Raw genomic sequence first — 20,180 nt, forward strand, 5'->3', positions numbered from 1 at the left:
CCACCACCGGGGTCGAGGGGTCACCCTCTCGGCCCCGGTACTCAACGAAGAGAGAGGAGCACACGATGCGTATCATTCGGCGAATCACCTCCATCGTGGAAGGGACAATCCCTGGCCTTCTTCTGCTCTTCATCGTCCTCATGGTGACGGTCGATGTGTTCATGCGCTACGTGCTCAGCTCCCCGCTCACCATGACAAGCGAGATCGCCATGGTTTGTTCGACCTGGATAATCATGCTCGGCTCTGCACGAGCAGCGCGGAAGTTCCAGCACATCACGATCAGCGCCCTCGCGGATCGCTTCCATGGGCGTGCCGCTAACTTCCACGCGCTCATCGTGACAGTAGTGACGCTCGTGATCCTCACTGTGGTCCTGGTCAGCGCCGTTCCATATGTGATGGACACGGCCGGGCGCATCTTCCCGCTTACCCAGATCCCCCGCATCTGGCTCACGGCCGCCGTGCCGGTCGGATTCGCGCTCATGATCGTGCACTACGTCGTCGATCTGGTGTGGATCATCCGGGACGTTGTGAAGGGCGGCGACAGCTTCCTCATCGAGCGTGAGCGGCAATCCGAGATGACGTTGGATCCGACGGTTCCCGACACGACCACGGTGCGGACGGTGAAGCTGTGACCGCTCTCATATTCATCGGACTATTCATCGTCCTGCTCGTCACAGGGATTCCCGTGGCGTTCGCGATGATGGGCACCACGCTCGCTTACTTCGTGGTGACCAATCAGCCCGACGAACTGTTCGTGCAGCGCTTCATCAGCGGCATGGAATCATTTCCCTTGCTCGCGATCCCGTTCTTCACCTTGGCTGGTGTCGTCATGGCCCGCTCCGGCATCGCTGAACGGATCATCGACTTCGCCGCGTCTCTCGTGGGCCACTTCCGTGGCGGTCTTGCACAGGTAAACGTCCTCAACTCGATGGTCATCGGAGGAATGTCGGGCTCCGGCACCGCCGATGCCGCCATCGACTCCAAGATCCTCGTGCCGCAGATGGTGCGAAACGGCTACCCGAAGCCGTTTGCGGCAGCCGTAACCGCGACCTCCGGCATCATGTCCGCGATCATTCCGCCCTCCATCGTGCTGATCCTGTATGGCCTGCAGGCGAATGTTTCGATTGGTCGACTCTTCGTGGCCGGTGTGATTCCTGCGGTCGTGATGGCGCTGGGGCTCTCCATTGTGGTCTACGTCATCTCGCGCGTTCGCAACTACGAGCCCGGGACGAAACCCACGCACTACTTCCGGCATGTGGGACGCACATTCGTGCACGCGTTCTGGTCGCTCATGATGCCGGTGCTGCTGCTCGTCGGCCTGAGAGTCGGGATTTTCACGCCGACGGAACTGGGAGCGCTCGCTGCCGTCTACACCCTGGTCCTCGCGTTTGCTTACCGCACCATCCGCTGGCGCGACCTGATCTCAGTGCTCCGAGAAGCCGCGACGTTGACGGCGTCGATCATGCTAATCATCGCTGCGGCCAGCGCGTTCGGTTACTTCGTCACGATCGAACGGCTGCCACGCCTGTTCACGGATGCAATGACCGGAGTGACGAGCAACCCGACCATCACGCTCCTTCTGGTGATCGCGATCCTGCTCCTCATCGGCATGTTCATGGAGTCGGCATCGCTGATCATCATCCTGGCCCCGCTCCTGGCGCCGCTCGCCCTGGCGATCGGCATGGACCCTGTTCAGTTCGGTGTCGTCGTCGTGATGGCCCTTGCCATCGGAGGCACGACACCGCCCGTGGGCTCCGTCCTCTATACGGTGATGACCATCACGCGAGTCAAGCTCGGCGCGCTGACGAAAGCGCAGGTCCCCTTCCTCGTCGCAATGGTGGTCGCTCTGGTCGTCGTTGCACTGATCCCGGCTCTCTCGCTCTGGCTCCCTGGAGTGTTCTACCCGAACTGACCCTGTACTCCCGAACCCCGTTCCCCAATAGAGAAAGGTGACCCCGTGGCACTTGATTCCCGACAGCTGGAGGCGCTGACGCGCGCGTCTCGTGACGACCTCGACATCGCCGAGCGCATCGCTCGGCTGGAAGACTTGGAGGCGATTCGAAACCTGAAGTCGCTCTATGTGGGGTATTGCGACCCCTACGACCCCGAGGGCTTCGCCTCGGTGTTCGCGCCCGACGGCGTCTGGCAGGGCGGTGATTACGGCGAGTACCGCGGGTATGAAGCATTGCGGGACTTCATCGCGAACGACGTTCGCGATGACTATGTGTGGACCTTCCACTATCTGTTGCGCCCGCTCATCGAGCTCTCCGACGATCGGCAGACCGCGACGGGTGAGTTCTACGCGCACATCTATGAGGTGCTGCACGATGACACCGCTCCCCACGGCCAGCGCAGCGTGGTGGCTTTCGCCCGCTACTTCGACGAGTTCGTGAAGATCGACGGGCAGTGGCGCATCGCGCACGTCCGCGCCGAGACCTCGCGCCTGCACCGTATGAACAACGACTGGATCATCCCCTGACCTGACCAGTTCCGATGGTTGGGGCTCACCCGTCGTGGGCCCCAACCCTTCAGTAAAACCAAGAGGATCCCATGAAGTACGCAATCGTCGGCGCCGCCGGCATCCAGGCGCGAGGCATTCTTCTCGACCTGATCGAATTCGACACTGACCCCGAGCTTCTCCTGCTGGACGTCGATCAGGCGGCACTAGACGCCCGGCTGGCCCTCTTCGAGGGCGCGAACGCTACCGCCGAAGTCTTCGATGTGCTCGATCACGATCGATCGGTGGCCCAGCTTCGCGGTTGCGATGTGTTCATCATGGCGGGCCCGTCACGCTTCTTCGGCGAGGCGCTCGATATCGCGATCGCGGCGCGCTGTGACTACGTCGACATGGGCAGCGACTACCAGACGAGCCGTCAGCAGATGGCGCGTGCGGAAGCGGCGAGCGAAGCGGGGATCACCGCGTTGCTTTCTGCGGGGAGTGCGCCAGGGCTCTCGAACATGATGGCGAAGGCTGCGATCGACCGCCTCGACACCGTGTCCGCGATCGACATCACCGTGGCGATGACGGACGTGACGGACCGCAGCGACCCCTTCCACTGGCCATTCGCACTCGAGGCGATCATTGACGAATACACGCTGCCTGCGGGTCGGATCGTCGGCGGCGAAGAGGTGGATGTTCCTCCGCGTACCGGTGAGTGGGTCGAGTTCCCGGATCCGATCGGCCGCGTGTTTCCGATCTTTACCACGCACCCCGAGCAGTACACGCTCTATGACTCTTACCGCGACCGCGGTCTGCGCCACACCTCCTTCCGCATCGCACTGCCCGAAGACTTCCACCGGAAGATGGCGTTCCTTGCGGACATCGGCCTCGCCGGCCGTAACCCTGTGCGCGTCGGTAATGTCGAGGTGGTTCCTAAGGACGTCCTGCAGGCGGTCACCCGCGGGCTGCCACGTTCGGTGGATACGGAGCGTCAGTTCAGTGCAACACGCGTCGAGGTGGAGGGTCTCCGAGACGGCAGCGTCCGTCGAATGGTCGTCGACATGTGGACCGGCTCCCACGAGGAATGGAACGTCCCGGCAGGCATGTTGAAGACCTGCGTGCCGCCCTCGATCATCGCCCAGATGATCGCGCACGGTGCGGTGCGTGAAGCGGGTGTATGGATGCCGGAGCACATCGTCCCGACCCGCCCGTTCTTCACGGAACTCGCCGCCCGCGGGATGGATGTCACGATTGATGAGCAGGAGCTCCTCAGGGGAGCGAGGTAATCGGTACGGGTTCGCCAGGAGCCCCGGAAACGGGCCGGTCGCGTGTCATGGTGACACAGGTGCCAATGGAGGGATCGATGGTGACTGAGACCAGGTCAGATGGACGAACGTCGGATGGGGTACCCCGGCGGCTTGTGACGCTCCAGACGATCGCCGACCTGACGGGTGTGTCCGTCAGTACGGTGTCGCGCGTCCTAAACAAGGTAGACAACGCCGCGTCACCGGAGACCGCGCATCGCATCGAAGCAGCGGCCGAGCGGCTGGGTTATGTACCGAATGCGCAGGCAGCAGCGCTTCGCACCGGCGCGTCCAAGGTGGTGGGTCTCATCGTCGCCGATATCGCCAACCCCTTCTTCGCCACGATCGCAACCACGCTCGAGCAAAGCCTGCTGGAGCGTGGTTACGGGCTCCTTGTCGCGAACACCGGCAACAACACGGACCTGGAGCGTCGGTATGTGACGACGATGGCGCAGAACCGCGTCGAGACTCTCGTCGTCGCACCCACGAGCAACGATCCTCGTCACCTTGACGAGGCGAGACGACTCGGCATCCGCATTCTGCTCATTGACAGCCGCGTCGATGGTGTCGAGGTCGACTGCGTGCTCGTCGATGATGAGACGTCGATTCGCAAGGCCGTCGATCATCTCACCTCGCTCGGACATCGGCAGATCGGTTACATCAGTGGCCACCAGCGGATCCTCTCCGACCTTGACCGACTGCGGGGCTACACGAGGGGGCTCGCGGCGGCCGGCATCGAGGGGGACTCGGAGCTTGTAATCCGGAGCGACTTCACCGAACTCGGTGGCTTCCGAGCAGCCGCGCGGCTGATGGCCCTGGCCGAACCGCCTACGGCGATCGTCGCGTCGAACAACTTCATGGCCACTGGAGTGCTGCGTTACGCACGGGCGAACGGCATCTGCATACCCGAGGCGCTCTCTCTCGTGAGCTTTGACGACCTGGACTGGTACGACCTGGTGACACCTCGGATCACGGCGTTGACGCAGCCGATCGAGGCGATCGGCAAGCTCGTCAGCGACCTCGTGTCGAATACGGATGACACGGCGCCGGGCGTGCCCTATGTGCTGCCGACCAGTCTGACCCTGCGTGACAGCACGGCACCTCCCCGCCATCCAACTTCTTCCGACAAGGAGGCATGAGCAATGCACAAGAACATCATTGACGGCATCGATGTCGCCGGCGAACCCGCCCCGAACATCAACCCCTCCGCCCCCGCGGATATCGTGGGCGAGTATGCCCGGGCCGACGGCGCGCAGGTGGATGACGCGATCGCGGCTGCGCGTCGAGCGCAGCCCTCGTGGGCGGCCACTGCTCTGGTGGAGCGGTCGGCGATCCTGGACCGGATCGGAACCACGGTCCTCGCCCGCGCCGACGAGCTCGCCGACCTGCTCGCCCGCGAGGAGGGAAAGACGATCAACGAGTCCCGCGGTGAGGTGCGTCGCGCTGGCACGACCTTCCGGTACTTCGCGGCGCAGCTCTTCGAGCCGCTGGGAGCGATCTACCAGAGCGCCGTGCCGGACATGCGTGTGCACACGACGCGTCGCCCCGTCGGCGTGGTCGCGGTCGTCACGCCCTGGAACTTCCCCATCGCGATCCCCGCCTGGAAGATCGCGCCGGCGCTCGCGTACGGCAACAGCGTGGTCTTCAAGCCCGCCGACCTCGTGCCCGGCAGCGGGTGGATGCTCACACAGATCGCCCGTGAGTGCGGATTACCGCCCGGGGTCCTGAACCTGGTCATGGGGCGCGGGTCTGTCGTGGGGCAGCGACTCGTTGAGTCGCCGGACGTCGACGCGATCACCTTCACGGGCTCGACCGGAGTCGGAAAAAACCTAGCCGTCGATGCGGCACGGCACGGACTCAAGCGGGTGCAGTTGGAGATGGGCGGCAAGAACCCGCTCGTCATCCTCCGAGACGCCGACATCGAGGTGGCGGTGGCGTCCGCGCTCGACGGCGCGTTCGGTAGCACGGGCCAGCGGTGCACCGCATCCAGTCGCCTTATTGTCCACGACGCTGTCCACGACGAGTTCGTGGAGCGGCTGACCGCGCGGATGGCTACGCTCGTGGTCGGCGATGCTCGCGATGAAGCAACCACGATGGGCCCCGCCGTGAGCGCCACGCAGCGCGACCAAGACCTCGATTACATCGCGATCGGCACCGCAGAGGGAGCGACACTTGCCGCTGGCGGCCACGCGCTCGAGCTTCCTGGAGGTGGCTACTTCGTGGCGCCAACACTCTTGATCGACAGCACTCCCGACATGCGGATCAATCAGGAGGAGATCTTCGGCCCCATCGCGAGTGTGATCCGCGTTGGCAGCGAGGACGAGGCACTGACCGTCGCCAACGGGGTGGAGTTCGGCCTGTCGGGCGGTGTCATCACGCGCTCGCTGGCATCGGCGGCGCGCTTCCAGCGCGAGCTGCAGGCGGGCATCATCGCTGTCAACCGCTCGACTGCGTCGACCGATCACCACGTTCCGTTCGGCGGGACGAAGGGTTCGAGCCACGGCTCTCGTGAGCAGGGCAACGCGGCCAAGGATTTCTTTACGACAACGTCGACGGTGTATACAGCGGGGAGCATGTGGTGAGCGCGTTTGCTGGGCTGAGGCAACGTGTCGTCCTCCTGGAGCCGATCCACGCCGACGGAGTGGACATCCTCCGCGCGGACGCGGACACGATCCTGCTTTCGGGGGCAGGCGATGCGGAGGCACTGGCCGCGGCGGATGCCGTGATCGTCCGAAGTCGCCCCTACGGTGAGGCCGAGATGGACAAGAGTCCGGGGCTGCGTGTCATCGGTCGCCACGGTGTCGGTGTTGACAACATCGACCTTGACGCAGCCGAGCGGCGGGGAATCGCCATTGTCAACACTCCGCGCAGCAACACCGAGTCGGTTGCGGAGTATGCGATCGCGATCGTCATGATGTGCGTCAAGCGACTGGTGGACGGTCAGGCGCTGCTCACGTCGGGCGGCATGCCACCAGGCGAAGGCTCGCTGCCAGCCCAGGTCGTCCGCCACGGTCTCGTGGGTCGAGAGATCTCAGGCATGCGTCTCGGGCTTGCCGGATACGGGGCAATCGGGCGGGCCGTCGCGCGTCGAGCGCTCGCACTCGGTATGATAGTCACGGCATATGATCCGTTCGTGCCGGGCGAGGCGATTCGTGAGGGTGGGGTAGTCCCGGTGGAGTCGCTCGACGAGCTGCTCTTTGGCAGCGAGGTTGTCAGTCTCCACCTCCCGGGGGACCCGTCCGGGGCGGCGCTGTTCGGGGCGCGAGAACTCTCGCTCCTACCCGACGGTGCGCTCCTGGTCAACGCGGCTCGCGGCTCGCTGATCGATGCTGATGCGCTAGTGGCCGAAGTGGCGTCCGGTCGGATTCGCGCCGCCATCGACGTCTACGATCCCGAACCGCCATCGGTCGATAGCGGTCTGTTCCGTACCCCAGGGATCCTCACCACGCCCCACCAGGCCGCGATGACGGAGGAGGCGTTACGCGCAATGGCCGTGGACGTCGCCCGCGCTGTACTGAACGCACTTCTCGTGCGCTGAAGGCGGCACGAACGATGGAGAGGAAGACACCTTGCCCGAGCCGGTGACCCTCGGTGTCGACATCGGCACGTCCAGCAGCAAAGGTGTGCTTGTCGACGCAGGTGGGCGTATCGTCGCGACGGCGGTCGCCTCCCACGATGTGGAGCGTCCTCGATCGGGATGGGTCGAGATGGACGCCGAGGTCTGGTGGCGTGAGTTCATTGAACTGACGCGGCGTCTTCTCGACGAGACCACAGCACGCGGTCTCGATCTTTCAGTCACCGCTGTGGGAGTCAGCGGCATGGGTCCGTGTGTCCTCCTAACGGACGAGGACGACGTGCCGGTGCGTCCGGCCATCCTTTATGGGGTCGACACACGCGCTGGCGCGCAGATCGACCGGATGACGCGAGAGCTCGGCACGGAGGAGATCACCCGCATAGGCGGTTCGCGGTTGTCGTCGCAGGCGGCGGGTCCGAAGATCGTGTGGATCGCCGACACCGAGCCGGACCTCTACGAACGGTCGCGTCGGCTCTTCATGCCGGCATCTTGGCTGGTGCGAAAATTAACGGACGAGTACGTCCTCGATCATCAGTCGGCAAGCCAGGTCTCGCCCCTGTACAACGTCGACGCCGGGGAGTGGCACACCAAACTCTGGACAAACTACGCACCGGGGATCGAACCACCAGCGCTCGCGTGGGCGGGGGATATCGCGGGTCTGGTGACGGATGCCGCGGCCGCTATGACGGGGCTGCGCCCCGGAATCCCTGTCATCACGGGGACGATCGATGCGTGGGCCGAGGCTGTGAGCGTAGGTGCGCATGGCGTCGGCGATCTCATGCTGATGTATGGCACCACGATGTTCCTCGTCGCGACCGGCACGGAGTCATTGCGCACGCCCACGTTGTGGACGACCGTTGGTGCGTTGCGGGATACGCGAAACCTCGCGGGTGGGCTTGCGACATCGGGTGCATTGACGGCGTGGCTCAATGGTCTTGTGGGAGCCGACTATGGGACGCTTCTCGCGGAAGCCGAGGAGTCCGGACCCGGCGCGCGCGGGCTGCTCATGTTGCCCTACTTCGCGGGTGAGCGGACGCCGATCCTCGATCCGGATGCACGGGGTGTGATCGCCGGTCTCACGCTTGAGCACACACGCGGTGATCTGTACCGGGCAGCGCTCGAAGCGACCGCACTCGGCGTGCGGCACAATGTCGAGACGATGCGCGCCGCTGGTGCCGATATTCGTCGGATTGTCGCGGTCGGCGGGGGAACGCAGGGGACGCTATGGCTCCAGATCGTCTCTGACGTGACCGGCCTCGCCCAGGAGGTGCCCGAGATCACGATTGGCGCGAGCTACGGCGCCGCATTCCTCGCGGCAAGCGCTGTCTCATCCACGCCGCCTCGTATCGAAGAGTGGAATCCCACCGCCGCACGCGTGGAGCCTACCGCGCAGTACTCGTCGTTCTACGATGGGCTTTTCGCACGATACTTGCGGCTGTACGACAGCACGTCAGACGTCGTGCACGCGCTCGCGGCGTGGAAACGCGATGCTGAAACGTGTCGAATTAACCCTCGCCTGGGCTCCACTTCACTGGGAACTTCGTGACACACAGACCGCTCATGAGGGTGGGAGCCCGCGAAGATCGCGAACGAGATCCAGGGCGCCGTGGGCGAGGAGATCCCAGCGAGATAAACCAGGAATCGGAGATCGTGCTCACACCGTTGACCGTACCCTCGGGGCGTCCAGATCCTCACGCATTGACTGCCACTAGGCGGCACCCCGTGACCGAGTCCGCGACGCCCGACCACTCTCGTCCCGACGCCGTGGACCGGCGTCCGCTCACGGTGCTAATCGGCGCCGATACCTTCTCACCTCACGTCAACGGGGCCGCCCGGTTCGCCGAGCGGCTGGCTGCGGGACTCGTGGCTCGCGGCCACAGCGTGCACGTCATGGCACCGAGCAAGACGCACCGGCAGCACGGCACCTTCACAGAGGTCATCGAAGACCAGCCGCTGACCGTGCACCGGCTGCCGTCCTGGCGGTGGTATCCGCATGACTGGCTCACCTTCGTGTTGCCGTGGATGTCGAAGCATCATGCCCGCCGGGTGCTCGACGCGATCAGGCCCGACGTCGTTCACATTCAGTCCCACATCGTGATCGGCCGCGGGCTCGCGCGGGAGGCGCGCCGGCGCGGCATCCCGATCATCGCCACCAACCACGTGATGGCCGAGAACATCATCGACTTCACGGCCCTGCCGCCTGCACTAAGCGGGGTGGTCGTGAAGCTGGCGTGGAACGACGCGAAGCGAACGTTCGGCATGACGCGCGCGGTCACCACCCCGACGCGCAAGGCCGCCGACTTTCTCGAGTCAACGATCGACATCACCGGCGTGATCCCCATCAGCTGCGGCATCGATCGGCGGAATTACACGCCGGACCTCACGCCGCGCAAGGCGAACCGTGTGCTGTTCGTCGGCAGGCTCACCACCGAGAAACACATCGACGTGTTGCTGCAGGCGGTCGCCAAACTCGGTCCGGAGCTCGCCGTGCACGTCGACCTCGTCGGCGGCGGCGACCAGCGCAAGAACCTCGAGCATCTGACGGAACAGCTCGGACTTGGCGACCGTGTGACCTTCCATGGCCGTGCGCCCGAAGACGAGCTGCGCGCCCTCTATACGCGGGCGAGTCTGTTTGCGATCGCCTCGATCGCGGAACTGCAGTCCATCGCCACAATGGAGGCCATGGCCTCTGGCCTCCCGATCGTTGCGGCCGACGCCGTCGCACTCCCGCTCCTCGTGCACCACGGCGCGAACGGCTACCTCTTCGAGCCGGGCAACGTCGACGAGTTCGCCGCACGCCTCACCGACGTGCTTACCGCTGCACCCGAAGAGCGTCTGCGTATGCAGCAGTCCTCGCTCGACGGCGTCGTGGCGCATGACATCAATCGCACGCTCGACACGTTCGAGGCTCTCTACCGCGGCGAGCGGTTTACCTCTGTCTGCTCGCTAGCACACACCGGACTCTTGGTCGGCGATCGCAACGCTGGTGGTGACCAGTCGCTGTGATCCGGTGAGCAGGCCGCCGATGAGCCTCCGCGGCGTCGCGGGTGCCCTCCACGGGCTTCAGGCCAGGGCCAATCCGCGGTGATGGCGTTGCGGAGGTTGCGGCAGGGTCAACTCGTCCCGTGCGCCGGCCAGCCTGCGCAGCCAGAGCTTGCCTTAGTAGACATAATAGCGATTCTCGGCGAATCGCCAACCGCTGACCTTAGTACATTGAACAGCATGGTCGCGGTCGCTTTTGCGGTGGAACCTTCGGTCGAAATGTCGGACGCCACCGGCGCCAATCCGCCACACCGACGTGATGGACATTTCTCGCGGCACAGTGCCACGCGGGCGGCGGACATTTCTCTCCTGGAGACCGCGGATCTCCGCCAGGCAACGGACATGTCTGAGCGATCCCTACACGGCGGCGACTTCAACTGACGTTGTAGGTTATTTTCGAAGTTGTCCATTTCGCAGATGAAATGTCCACGGTGTGTCCATCTGGACATTTCGTAGGCAGACGCCATCTGCGGCTCTGGTTGCCGGGGTGCGCGTGAGCTCACTCCAACGACGAATCCCACGTAGTCCGGTTAGGAGGGAGACCGAGCTCCGGGGCGATGTCGTTGCCTTGCGCTCGCGATCAGGAGGTCCCAGAGCGTCTTGTCTACGCCGTCGGGCGCGGCGGGGGCTTCCCACATGACAGACTCGACGTTGCTCCGGCCATTCCAGTGCACTGGAAACTCCCCCGACCGCATGCTGTGGGGGCCGCGGTGCTCCAGACCATAAGACGTCACGGCCCAGTCAGCGTTCACCCACTCTGTCAGCGCGCCCTTGAACCAAGCGCTGGCCTCTTTCCGTCGGGCCGCGACCGCCGCTTTCAACGCGGCCTGAAGGTTCGCGAACAGCGACACATTGACCTCAGTTGCCTGTTCCGCAAACCCGGCCGCGAGAAGCATGTGAGCCAGCTCCGCCAGCACGGCGTCAGGCTCCTTCGCACGGTCCCAGTGCACAAGTATCGGGCGGATCGCTGATCCGGGGGACACGTACTCCACCTCGACTAGGGGAGTCAGATCCTCGTTGCTGCGCAAGCGGTGGGGTGGTGTCGTCGAGGACGTGGTCAATCGAAACCTGAAGCGCGGGAGACTGGGTTCGCCGTTACCGGTAGGAACCGTGAGCTCATGTTGCCAGATGGCGCCTAGCCTCTCTCCCAGCGCCAATGCGGCGTAGACCGTGTCAAACGAGATCCCTCGATCGAGGCGATCGAGCACCGTATCCTCTTCTTGCCGCGCCGCTGAGACGCGGTCATCTAGCCGCCGCTGGATCTCGTCAAGGCGCTGTGCGAGGTCTTGCTGAGCTTCCGCAAGTTCGCGCGTCTCCTGAACTGCGGTTGCGCGCGCAGTCTCACGCACATCCTGCTTTATCCGCGCCGTGAACCACTGCTCGAGGAACCAGAACACCGCGACAAGCACGATCGCAGTGCCAACGTTGGTCAGGGTGGACGCGAGAAGACTCTGCCAATCTCCGAAGTCCGCGCCATACAGCCATATCAAGATGAACGGCGTGCCTGTGACGACGAGGCCGAAAATCGTGACAGCCACGATCAAACCCCATCGGACGCGGACTTTGCGCTCCGGTTCCTGAGGAGGCTCAGTAGTACTCGCGGACATACCCCAGTGCCTTCTCGAACACGTCGTTGTCGCGGATCTTGAACTGCACGTAGAGCGTCTGCCGCAACGCCTTCCGCACTTCCTGGTCACCCGCGATTGTCGATTGCCAGCCGTCGAACCGCACGGCCCGAACGACCTCGTCGATCCGGTCGACGACATTCGAGACGATGATCGGCGTCTCGTCGCCCTTGAGCGCTTCGAACAGCTCTGTGAGCGCAGCCTTCCCGCGCTCCTCACGAGGGATCTCCTTCTCGGCCTTCTCAGCGGCGACCGTATCCTTGGCGAGCTCGAGGAGGTCGCGGAGGAAGTCGAGGCTGGACTGCTGGATGTCTGCGTACTTCTCACGGAGCGCGTTGAGGCGTTGACCGAGTTCGATGAAGACAGGGTTGTTGAGATGGCGTGCGATGCGTGCGGTGATCTGCTTCTCGATCTGCTCGGGTGAGACATCCTTGCGTTTGCCCGTCATCGGGTCTTCGATCGTCTGCGCGTCGAGGACGATCGTCTCGTCGCCCTGCGGGATCTCGACGCGAATGCTCTCGTTGATCAGTTCGATCGTCTTGGCACCCAGCGCGTGCCACACGAGGCGGCCGGTGATGTCAGCTGGCCGCACCGACTCGTACACATCGGTGAGCCACTTGTAGTCATCGCGGAAGACCTTGAGCAGCGGGTCAGGGCTGAGTGCCTCCCACAGCTGCGAGACGACGCTGTACGAAAGGCCGAATGCGTCCTTGACTCCGTCGCCGGCGATCGCCGCCTGCGCCTGAATGAGACCCTCGTAGCCCCCGATGGACCGATCCACGCCGGGGAAGAACGAGAGCGCCGCCGCCATGGCCGGCGCAAGCTCGGACTTCAGCTCCTCGATGTTCGAGATCACCTGCTGAACAGCGGTCTCGTCGAAGGCGAGCGATTTGGCGACGTCGTCGAAGATGCCGAGGTAGTCGACGATCAGCCCGTGAGTCTTGCTCGGGGGGTAAACGCGGTTGGTGCGGGTGATCGCCTGCAGAAGCGTGTGCTCTTTCAGTGGCTTGTCTAGGTACTGGGTCTGCAGGATCGGTGCATCGAACCCGGTCAGCAGCTTCGCCGTCACAATGATGATCTTCAGCGGATCCGCCGGGTCGTTGAACCGCGCGACGACCTGCTCCAGCTCGTCGGCCCCCGGTGTCCACTGCGCCCATGACGCAGGGTCCGTGCGCGCCTTCGACATCACGATGGTGGATGCCTCGGGCGGCAGCATCGTGTCGAGCGCTTCCTTATACGCGACGCAGGATGCCTTGTCGTAGGCCACCAGTTGCGCCTTGAATCCCTCCGGCTCGACCTTCTCCGTGAAGTGCGTGACCACGTCGTCGGCGATCTGTCGGATGCGCTCGGGCGCCTTGATCAGCACTTCGATCGACGCTGCCTTCTTCGACAGCGTGATCTTCTCGCCCTCGGTGAGATTGCGTTCCGCTGCCAGCTCCTCGAACGCGGCGTCGATCTTCTCCTGGTCGAGGTGGATCTCGCTCAACCGCGGCTCGAAGTGCAGCGGAAGGGTCGCACCGTCGCGGATCGAATCCTGGAACGAGTACCGCGACAGGTACCCGCCTTCGTCCTCGGACGATCCGAACCACATGAACGTGTTGTGGTCGCGCTTGTTGATCGGCGTGCCCGTGAGGCCGAACAGGAACGCGTTCGGGAGCGCCTCGCGCATCCTCTGCCCGTAGTCGCCCTCCTGTGAACGGTGGGCCTCGTCGACCATCGCGATGATGTTGTGCCGATCATCGAGGACCCCGTCGATCTCGCCGAACTTGTGGATCGTCGTGATGATGATCTTGCGAGCGCCCTGCGTCAGCAGCGTCTGCAGCTCCTTGCGCGAATCAGTCGAGACCAGTCCAGGAACATCCGAGGCGTTGAACGTGCCGGTGATCTGCGTGTCGAGATCGATCCGATCGACGACGATCAGAATCGTCGGGTTCGTCAGCTCGGCCATCGCGCGCAACTTCAGCGCCGAGAACACCATCAGCAGTGACTTACCCGACCCCTGGAAATGCCAGATGAGCCCCTGCTTGATCCGACCGTGCAGCACGCGCTCCACGACGAGGTTCGTCGCCTGCAACTGCTGGTATCGCGCGATCACCTTGATCTTGCGGTGCTTCGCATCGGTCGCGAATACGGTGAAGAACCGCAGGAAGTCGAGGACGGATGCCGGTGCCAGCACGCCGTTCACGGCGTCCTTGACCACCTCGAGGCCAACCTTCGCGGGTGCGTTCGGATCGGTCTCCTCCTCGTGCCACGGACCCCAAAGTTCGACCGGCATGCCGACGGAGCCGTAGCGGAAGTCTTTGCCTTCGGTCGCGAAGGACAGCACGTTCGGCACGAAGAACTGCGGGACGCTTGCCTCGTAGTCGTCGTGGATCTGCGCGGCGGCGTCGATCCACGTGTAGGCAGCGCGGATCGGTGTCTTCGCCTCGCCGACGACGAGCGGGAAGCCGTTGCACCACAGCACCACGTCGAACCTCTTGCCTAGCCGCCCCATCTGGAACGTCACCTCGGTCGACACGATCCACTGGTTTGACGAGTCATCGTCCGGGTGGTCGAAGTCGATGAGGCGCACCGTGGTGTGCTCGCCCTGTGGACCGAACGGCATCGACTTCTGGCCCGTAAGCCACAACATGAACTCTTCGTTCGCGACCACCGGATGTGCGCTGTTGCGCGCCGAGATCAGGATCGCCCGCAGCACATGGATGACCTCATCAGCCTTGCGCGGATCAGCCGCGATCTCGGGATTCAGCCGGATCAGCGCGGCAGCGACGAGCCCTTCGAGCAACACTTCATCGGCGCGGCGCGGAAGCTGGCTTCCCGGCAGGAATTGCACGTCCGGAGACGTGATCAGATCGCGGACGAAGTCGCGGACCGTGTTCGCTTCGTTGAACTGCGCCATCAGTTGCCTCCGAATATTGTCGAAGAGAGCGTTCTGAGCACGGCTCTCAGGCGATTCGCCTCGGCCTGGGTTGCTTCGATGCTGCGATCGAAGGTGCGCGCCTCGGCCAAGAGTTCTGTTTGCGCCTCCAGTGGCGGTACGACGAGGCGATGCGACTTGATGTCCTTGCCGTTGATCTTCCAGATCCCGTTGGTCGATTTCGCGTTCTCGAGGAGCGCCGTATGGGCATGAGCACTGTTCCACTGTTCTGCTGCGAACTGCGGGAGCATTCGTGCAGCGTTGAAACGGAGCCGGATGAGTAGGTCGGGATAGATGCACCCGGTGGGTAGACCGCCGACAACCAAGCCGCCCCGACCCGTGAGTTGCCGATTGCCGTTCCCACGAACGATCAGAAAGTCATCTTCTTGGAGCAAGAATCCGTCTACGCTTGCCGGTTCGACATCGATGAACTTGACTGAGTCGCCACCCTTGACCAGCCCTCCACGAACGGCGCTAATGCTTAGTGTCGGGACGCCACGTTTCTGGTCGTTTGCGGGGGCGGACTTGCCGTTGGTCGGTCCTGCCTCGACCAGAGAGGCGACCGAATCGCTACTCCAGCCGGATTGCTCCACGCCGGCAGCGAGGCGGTCGGTGAACACCGCGGACTTGGTTGCTCTGAGCGACTCTGCAGTGTCCGCGGCCGCGAGTCTGTGACGTTCGATTGCCCACAGTAGGTCGGCAATGCGCTTCTGCTCGTCGAGCGGCGGAAGTACAAACTCCTGGCTCTTGAGATCACGCCAGTTCACGGTAGGTGACAGGGACCCCACCGAGATCTCGATGGCGCGGTCGAGGAAGTAGTCGCTAGACAGGAAGACAGGGAGGAATGCGGGATCGATGAACCCGGGTCGCGCACGCAATACAAGCGCATGTGCAGAGCAGATGCCTTCGAACTCAGCCAGAGCGACCTTCTTCTGGTAGGCGCGACGTCTGCCGAAGATGACATCGCCAGATCGGAACCGCAGCTTCTGTGCTTCGACTATGTCGGGGCTGTCCCACCGCCGGACCGTCATGATCACGGGGTCGAGGTGCTCGAGACCCACGTACCGATCGACTCCCGCAGCCGAGGGGTCGTCGACTCGGTCGGTGATGCTGTCGATGACATCGCCGAAAGCGACTCTCTGCCAGGTGGACTTGTCGAGGACGAGGTTCACGCGTTCACCGCCGCACGAAGCACCGCGAGCACATCTGAGATCGCGTGCTCCGAGGTTTCCGCCGCCTGCCGCCAGCTCGTGAGTGCGTCGGCCACGTCTATCTGCTCTGCCGCGTCTGCGGCTTTCGCGCCGGCGACGTACAACGGGATCGCGAGACTGGAGCCCTTGTCGGCGATCTCGCCGAGCGTGGCGACCGCCGCGAACTGCGGAACGTCGGCAAAGCCTCGGTACGCGTCGAGGATTCTCGTCTGGTGTGTGTCGCGCAGGAACGACTGCGCCTGCTCGCGCGCGACCTCATTGACAGCATTGATGAACAGCACCTTGCCGCGATGCTCGGCGGGCTTGGCCGCGCGGAGAATGATGACGACGGCCTCCATCGGCGAGTTGTAGAAGAGTCCTGCGCCGAGCCCAAGCACGCATTCCACGAGGTCGGACTTGACGAGCGCCTCGCGGAGCGCAGTCTCTTCGCGCCGGAACAGCACGCCGTGCGGGAAGAGGATCGCGGCGCGCCCGGTTTCGGGTTGGAGGCTCTTCGCGATGTGTTGGAAGAACGCGTAGTCGGCGCGGCCTTGCGGCGGCACGCCCCACAGGTTGCGTCCGTACGGGTCTTTCGCGAAGGCATCCCGATTCCAGGACTTGATTGAGTACGGCGGGTTGGCCAGCACGACGTCGAACGTACGCAACCCACCCTTGCCGTTGAGGAACGCGGGCCTTGCGAGGGTGTCGCCGTGCGCGATCTGGCCGTCGGCGATGCCGTGCAGGAAGAGGTTCATGCGGGCGATGGCCGAGGTTCCATAGTTGAGTTCCTGGCCGTACAGCTTGAGGTTGCGCCACTCCTTGCCCTGGCGCTTCACCTCGGTGGCCGTCGAGATGAGCATTCCGCCGGTGCCGCACGTGGGGTCGTAGACCGACTCGCCTGGCTGCGGCTCGAGCATCAGGGTCATCAGGTGCACGAGGGTGCGGTTCGTGTAGAACTCCTGCGCGGTGTGGCCAGAGTCGTCGGCGAACTTCTTGATGAGGTATTCGTACCCGTTGCCGAGTTCGTCCTCGGGCAGGTTCGCGATCGACAGCGTCTGCGTCGAGAAGTGCTCGATCAGGTCGGAGAGCGTCGAGTCCGGCAGCAGGTTCTTGTTGCCCCAATCCCCATCGCCGAACACCCCGGGCAGCGTGTCTGGGTTGGCGGACTCGATCGCCCGCATGGCCCGCAGCACGGTCGCGCCGAGGTTCTCGGTCACGGCGCGAACGTCGCGCCAGTGGCATCCGTTCGGAATCGCGAAGCGGTGATTTTCTGGCAGGTCGGCAAGTTCTTCGTCGCCGTAGGTGTCGAGCGCCGCCGCGTGCTCTTCGTCGTAGACATCCGAGATGCGCTTGAGGAACACGAGCGGGAAGATGTACTGCTTGTAGTCACCGGCGTCGATAAGCCCGCGCAGAATGACGGCGGCGCCCCACAGGTAGTTCTCCAGCTCACGCTGGCTGATCTGGCCGGTCACGCGCTCAACCCCCACTTCGCGAGTTCCGCCTCCAGGGCGGCTCGTGTCTCCTGCGTGCGCGCGTGCGCGGCTTCGAGGTTCGCCAGGGCGTCGGCGAGAGTGATCTTCTCGCCGGTGTCAGCGGGTGCGACGTAGAGCGGGATGTTGAGGTTGAACTCGTTGCCCTCGATCTCGGCCAGGTCGACGGCGTAGGCACGCCCTTCGATGTCTGCGAACCCACGGTAGGCGTCGAACAGCGCCTTCGCGTGCTCTGGTTCGAGGGTGTTCTGGTTGCGGCCCTTCTTCATCAGGTCTTCGCCGTTGATGAACAGAACCTTGTCCTGTTGGTCGACCGGACGCTGATGACGCAGGATCAGCACACAGGCTGCGAGGCCCGTGCCGTAGAAGAGATTCGGGGCGAGTCCAATCACGGCTTCGACCTTCTTCGCCTGGAGGATGTGGGTGCGGATCCGTGCCTCGGCCCCTTGGCGGAAGAGCGCGCCCTGCGGTAACACGACCGCTACCCGACCCGTGTTCGGATCGGCCGACGTGAGCATGTGCTGCACCCACGCCCAATCCGCGTAGCCCTTCGGCGGGACTCCGCCGAGTTGGTTCCGGCCCCACGGGTCGGACGTCCACTCGACGTCACCCCACGCCTTGAGCGAGAACGGCGGGTTGGCTACGACATTGTCGAATCGCGCGAGCCGGTTGCCGGTGTAGAACGCGGGATTACGCAGGGTGTCTTCTCGGACGACCTTGAAGTCCTCAACGCCGTGAAGGAGAAGGTTCATGCGCGCGATCGCCGACGTCGCGAGCACCTTCTCCTGACCGTAGAGCTTGCCCCACAGCGTCTTCGGGCTGCCGCCGGCATCCTTCACGTGCTCGATGACCTCGATCAGCATGCCGCCCGTCCCGCATGCGGGATCGTAGACGCTCTCGCCTTCCTGCGGATCGAGGATGTTCACGAGCAGGCGCACGACTGAGCGCGGGGTGTAGTACTCGCCGGCCTTCTTGTTCGACTGGTCGGCGAATCGCTTGATGAGGTACTCGTACGCGTTGCCGAAGACATCCGGTGCGACATTCGCGTTGCTGAGCGTCTTGGTGGAGAAGTGCTCGATAAGGTCTGCGAGTTTGCGGTCGGGCAGCTTGTCCTTGTTGGTCCAGTTCGCGTTGCCGAAGATGCCGTAGAGCGTCTCGGGGTTCGCCTTCTCGATCTCGCGGAATGCGGTCTGCAGGGCGGTGCCGATGTTCTCGGTCTTCTCGCGCACGTCCGCCCAAAGATTGCCATCAGGGATCGCGAATCGGTGGTTCTCGGCGAAAGCGGCGAACTCGTGGTCGCCGCCCGACTCCTCGAGTGCCCGCTCGAACTCTTCGAGGTAGACGTCGCTGATCCGCTTGAAGAACATCAACGGGAAGATGTAGGCCTTGAAGTCAGCCTGGTCGATGCTGCCGCGGAGAAGGTCGGCGGCGCGCGCGAGGTACTGCTCCAGCTCGGGAAGCGTGAGCGGTGTGGTCATTGGTTGGGTCCTTCGCGCAGTGACGTGACGCGGTTGTCTCATCGGCTGAGCCACGCTATTCCGAGCCTATCGGGGCGGTTGGACGTTGCTGAGGAGTCCCGCCTCCGCGGTCACAGCGCGCCGAGGTCGACCCCGAGGCGCTTTGCCACCTCGGACAGCGGCGAGCTATCGCCTGCCGCGGATCGGTCTCGAACTATGGCAGCAATCTCCTCCTCCTCACGTCGTAGATCCTCGAGCCAGGCGTCGACCAGAGTCATCGGGATCGGAGCGAATCCGAACGCATCAACGCCGACGTGGAACTGGTGACCGAGAGGGCCATTCTCGCGATCATGGGTATGACCGTGCAGAAGGGGAAGCCCGAGGTCCACAGGTCGGTGGGCGACGTGGCGATCGTCGCCTTGGGTGTCTCCGGAGTATGGGTAGTGGGACGCCATGATGCTCTGCCCTGCTCTTGTGCCAACGATGACCTCGGGGAGGACGCGCCATCCCGCCTCGTCGTACAGCGGCGCGAATCTCTCGACGGCGCGCTTGGTCTGCGTGGCGGGAGAGACACGATCGTGGTTGCCGGGAACGAGCAGCCGACGTCCATGCAGTTGCGCCGTCAGAGGCAGCGACTCCGCGATCGGCCCGAGGGCGAGATCTCCGAGGTGCAGAACTACCGCGTCAGGCCCAACGGTCTCGTTCCACCGACGGATGAGCTCGGCATCCATTTCTTCAACGGACGCGAACGGACGTGCGGCAAGTTCGATGATGCGCGCATGGCCGAAGTGCGTGTCCGACGTGATGAAGTCGACTTCGTCGAAGTCGAACGTCGCGGGTTCAGGCATTGTCGTCTTTCGCTTGCATTTCGAACGCGCGCCAGAGGCTTCGCTCGAGGTCGCCCATCGGTTCGGCGGGCAACCCGGCCGCCTCCTCACGCAGCCGTGCCAGCTCCTGTTCAACTCGTTGCCGATTCCTGTTGCGCCACTCACGAACGCCGGGGTCGCGCAGCAATCCCGACTCAGCGCTTCCCGCGTACTCCAGGAGCAGCTCGGCATCGATTGCGGAAGCCATGACGTCCGCATCTACGGCGCTCTTCGAACTGAGGCTCGACAGGTGCGTCACGGCATCCGAGCCTGAC

General features: G+C 63.9%; 17 protein-coding genes. 10 read left to right on the forward strand and 7 right to left on the reverse strand.

Features of this window, described 5'->3' with window-relative positions:
• Positions 1 to 65: 65 nt before the first annotated feature.
• The 10 genes from WDU99_RS16780 (at position 66) to WDU99_RS16825 (ending at position 10,741) form a co-directional block, all read left to right on the forward strand.
• Entirely contained in the window at positions 66 to 632 is a 567-nt protein-coding gene (locus tag WDU99_RS16780; protein ID WP_337333618.1) for a TRAP transporter small permease, read from the forward strand.
• Positions 629 to 1,912, forward strand: a complete 1,284-nt coding sequence (locus WDU99_RS16785) for a TRAP transporter large permease (protein ID WP_337333619.1) — start codon at positions 629 to 631, stop codon at positions 1,910 to 1,912. The genes WDU99_RS16780 and WDU99_RS16785 overlap by 4 nt, the downstream gene beginning before the upstream one ends.
• 45 nt (positions 1,913 to 1,957) lie before the next feature.
• Complete coding sequence (locus WDU99_RS16790; RefSeq protein ID WP_337333620.1) at positions 1,958 to 2,479, forward strand: nuclear transport factor 2 family protein; 522 nt, start codon at positions 1,958 to 1,960, stop codon at positions 2,477 to 2,479.
• Positions 2,480 to 2,550: 71 nt separating this feature from the next.
• A complete protein-coding gene (locus tag WDU99_RS16795) occupies positions 2,551 to 3,726 on the forward strand; it encodes a saccharopine dehydrogenase family protein (RefSeq protein WP_337333621.1) in 1,176 nt (391 codons plus the stop codon).
• Between the two features lie 134 nt (positions 3,727 to 3,860).
• Positions 3,861 to 4,883, forward strand: a complete 1,023-nt coding sequence (locus WDU99_RS16800) for a LacI family DNA-binding transcriptional regulator (RefSeq protein ID WP_337333622.1) — start codon at positions 3,861 to 3,863, stop codon at positions 4,881 to 4,883.
• Positions 4,884 to 4,886: 3 nt separating this feature from the next.
• Positions 4,887 to 6,326: an aldehyde dehydrogenase family protein gene (locus tag WDU99_RS16805; protein WP_337333623.1), complete on the forward strand. Its 1,440-nt coding sequence runs from the start codon at positions 4,887 to 4,889 to the stop codon at positions 6,324 to 6,326.
• A complete protein-coding gene (locus WDU99_RS16810) occupies positions 6,323 to 7,282 on the forward strand; it encodes an NAD(P)-dependent oxidoreductase (protein WP_337333624.1) in 960 nt (319 codons plus the stop codon). The genes WDU99_RS16805 and WDU99_RS16810 overlap by 4 nt, the downstream gene beginning before the upstream one ends.
• Positions 7,283 to 7,313: 31 nt before the next feature.
• Positions 7,314 to 8,864: an FGGY-family carbohydrate kinase gene (locus WDU99_RS16815; RefSeq protein WP_337333625.1), complete on the forward strand. Its 1,551-nt coding sequence runs from the start codon at positions 7,314 to 7,316 to the stop codon at positions 8,862 to 8,864.
• 176 nt (positions 8,865 to 9,040) lie between these two features.
• On the forward strand, positions 9,041 to 10,324 hold the full coding sequence (locus tag WDU99_RS16820; RefSeq protein ID WP_337333626.1) for a glycosyltransferase: 1,284 nt from the start codon (positions 9,041 to 9,043) through the stop codon (positions 10,322 to 10,324).
• Between the two features lie 216 nt (positions 10,325 to 10,540).
• Complete coding sequence (locus WDU99_RS16825; protein ID WP_337333627.1) at positions 10,541 to 10,741, forward strand: hypothetical protein; 201 nt, start codon at positions 10,541 to 10,543, stop codon at positions 10,739 to 10,741.
• 149 nt (positions 10,742 to 10,890) lie between these two features.
• On the opposite strand, the gene WDU99_RS16830 is transcribed toward WDU99_RS16825, so the two are convergent.
• The 7 genes from WDU99_RS16830 to WDU99_RS16860 form a co-directional block, all read right to left on the reverse strand.
• Entirely contained in the window at positions 10,891 to 11,898 is a 1,008-nt protein-coding gene (locus WDU99_RS16830) for a hypothetical protein (protein ID WP_337333628.1), read from the reverse strand.
• A gap of 49 nt (positions 11,899 to 11,947) precedes the next feature.
• The gene (locus WDU99_RS16835) at positions 11,948 to 14,884 is read right to left on the reverse strand and encodes a type I restriction endonuclease subunit R (RefSeq protein ID WP_337333629.1); all 2,937 of its coding nucleotides are present in this window, start codon (positions 14,882 to 14,884) and stop codon (positions 11,948 to 11,950) included.
• Positions 14,884 to 16,074 (reverse strand): restriction endonuclease subunit S, encoded by a 1,191-nt coding sequence (locus tag WDU99_RS16840; RefSeq protein ID WP_337333630.1) that lies wholly within the window; start codon positions 16,072 to 16,074, stop codon positions 14,884 to 14,886. The genes WDU99_RS16835 and WDU99_RS16840 overlap by 1 nt, the downstream gene beginning before the upstream one ends.
• A complete protein-coding gene (locus tag WDU99_RS16845) occupies positions 16,071 to 17,564 on the reverse strand; it encodes a type I restriction-modification system subunit M (RefSeq protein WP_337333631.1) in 1,494 nt (497 codons plus the stop codon). The genes WDU99_RS16840 and WDU99_RS16845 overlap by 4 nt, the downstream gene beginning before the upstream one ends.
• Positions 17,561 to 19,060 (reverse strand): type I restriction-modification system subunit M, encoded by a 1,500-nt coding sequence (locus WDU99_RS16850; protein WP_337333632.1) that lies wholly within the window; start codon positions 19,058 to 19,060, stop codon positions 17,561 to 17,563. Before WDU99_RS16850 ends, WDU99_RS16845 begins: the two co-directional genes overlap by 4 nt.
• A gap of 110 nt (positions 19,061 to 19,170) precedes the next feature.
• Positions 19,171 to 19,887, reverse strand: coding sequence for a metallophosphoesterase (locus WDU99_RS16855; RefSeq protein ID WP_337333633.1), 717 nt, complete (start codon positions 19,885 to 19,887; stop codon positions 19,171 to 19,173).
• Positions 19,880 to 20,180: hypothetical protein (locus WDU99_RS16860; RefSeq protein ID WP_337333634.1), on the reverse strand; the 301-nt coding region annotated here is incomplete at its 5' end. The genes WDU99_RS16860 and WDU99_RS16855, both read right to left, overlap by 8 nt.

Origin of the sequence: Microbacterium bandirmense, from assembly GCF_037204185.1 — a bacterium.
Classification (GTDB): Bacteria; Actinomycetota; Actinomycetes; order Actinomycetales; family Microbacteriaceae; genus Microbacterium; species Microbacterium bandirmense.

Bases quoted from the DNA above. Each gene is read 5' to 3' on its own strand.
- WDU99_RS16795 (WP_337333621.1), top strand. From the start codon at position 2,551: ATGAAGTACGCAATCGTCGGCGCCGCCGGCATCCAGGCGCGAGGCATT.
- WDU99_RS16835 (WP_337333629.1), bottom strand. From the start codon at position 14,884: ATGGCGCAGTTCAACGAAGCGAACACGGTCCGCGACTTCGTCCGCGAT.
- WDU99_RS16805 (WP_337333623.1), top strand. From the start codon at position 4,887: ATGCACAAGAACATCATTGACGGCATCGATGTCGCCGGCGAACCCGCC.
- WDU99_RS16850 (WP_337333632.1), bottom strand. From the start codon at position 19,060: ATGACCACACCGCTCACGCTTCCCGAGCTGGAGCAGTACCTCGCGCGC.
- WDU99_RS16855 (WP_337333633.1), bottom strand. From the start codon at position 19,887: ATGCCTGAACCCGCGACGTTCGACTTCGACGAAGTCGACTTCATCACG.
- WDU99_RS16780 (WP_337333618.1), top strand. From the start codon at position 66: ATGCGTATCATTCGGCGAATCACCTCCATCGTGGAAGGGACAATCCCT.
- WDU99_RS16825 (WP_337333627.1), top strand. From the start codon at position 10,541: ATGGTCGCGGTCGCTTTTGCGGTGGAACCTTCGGTCGAAATGTCGGAC.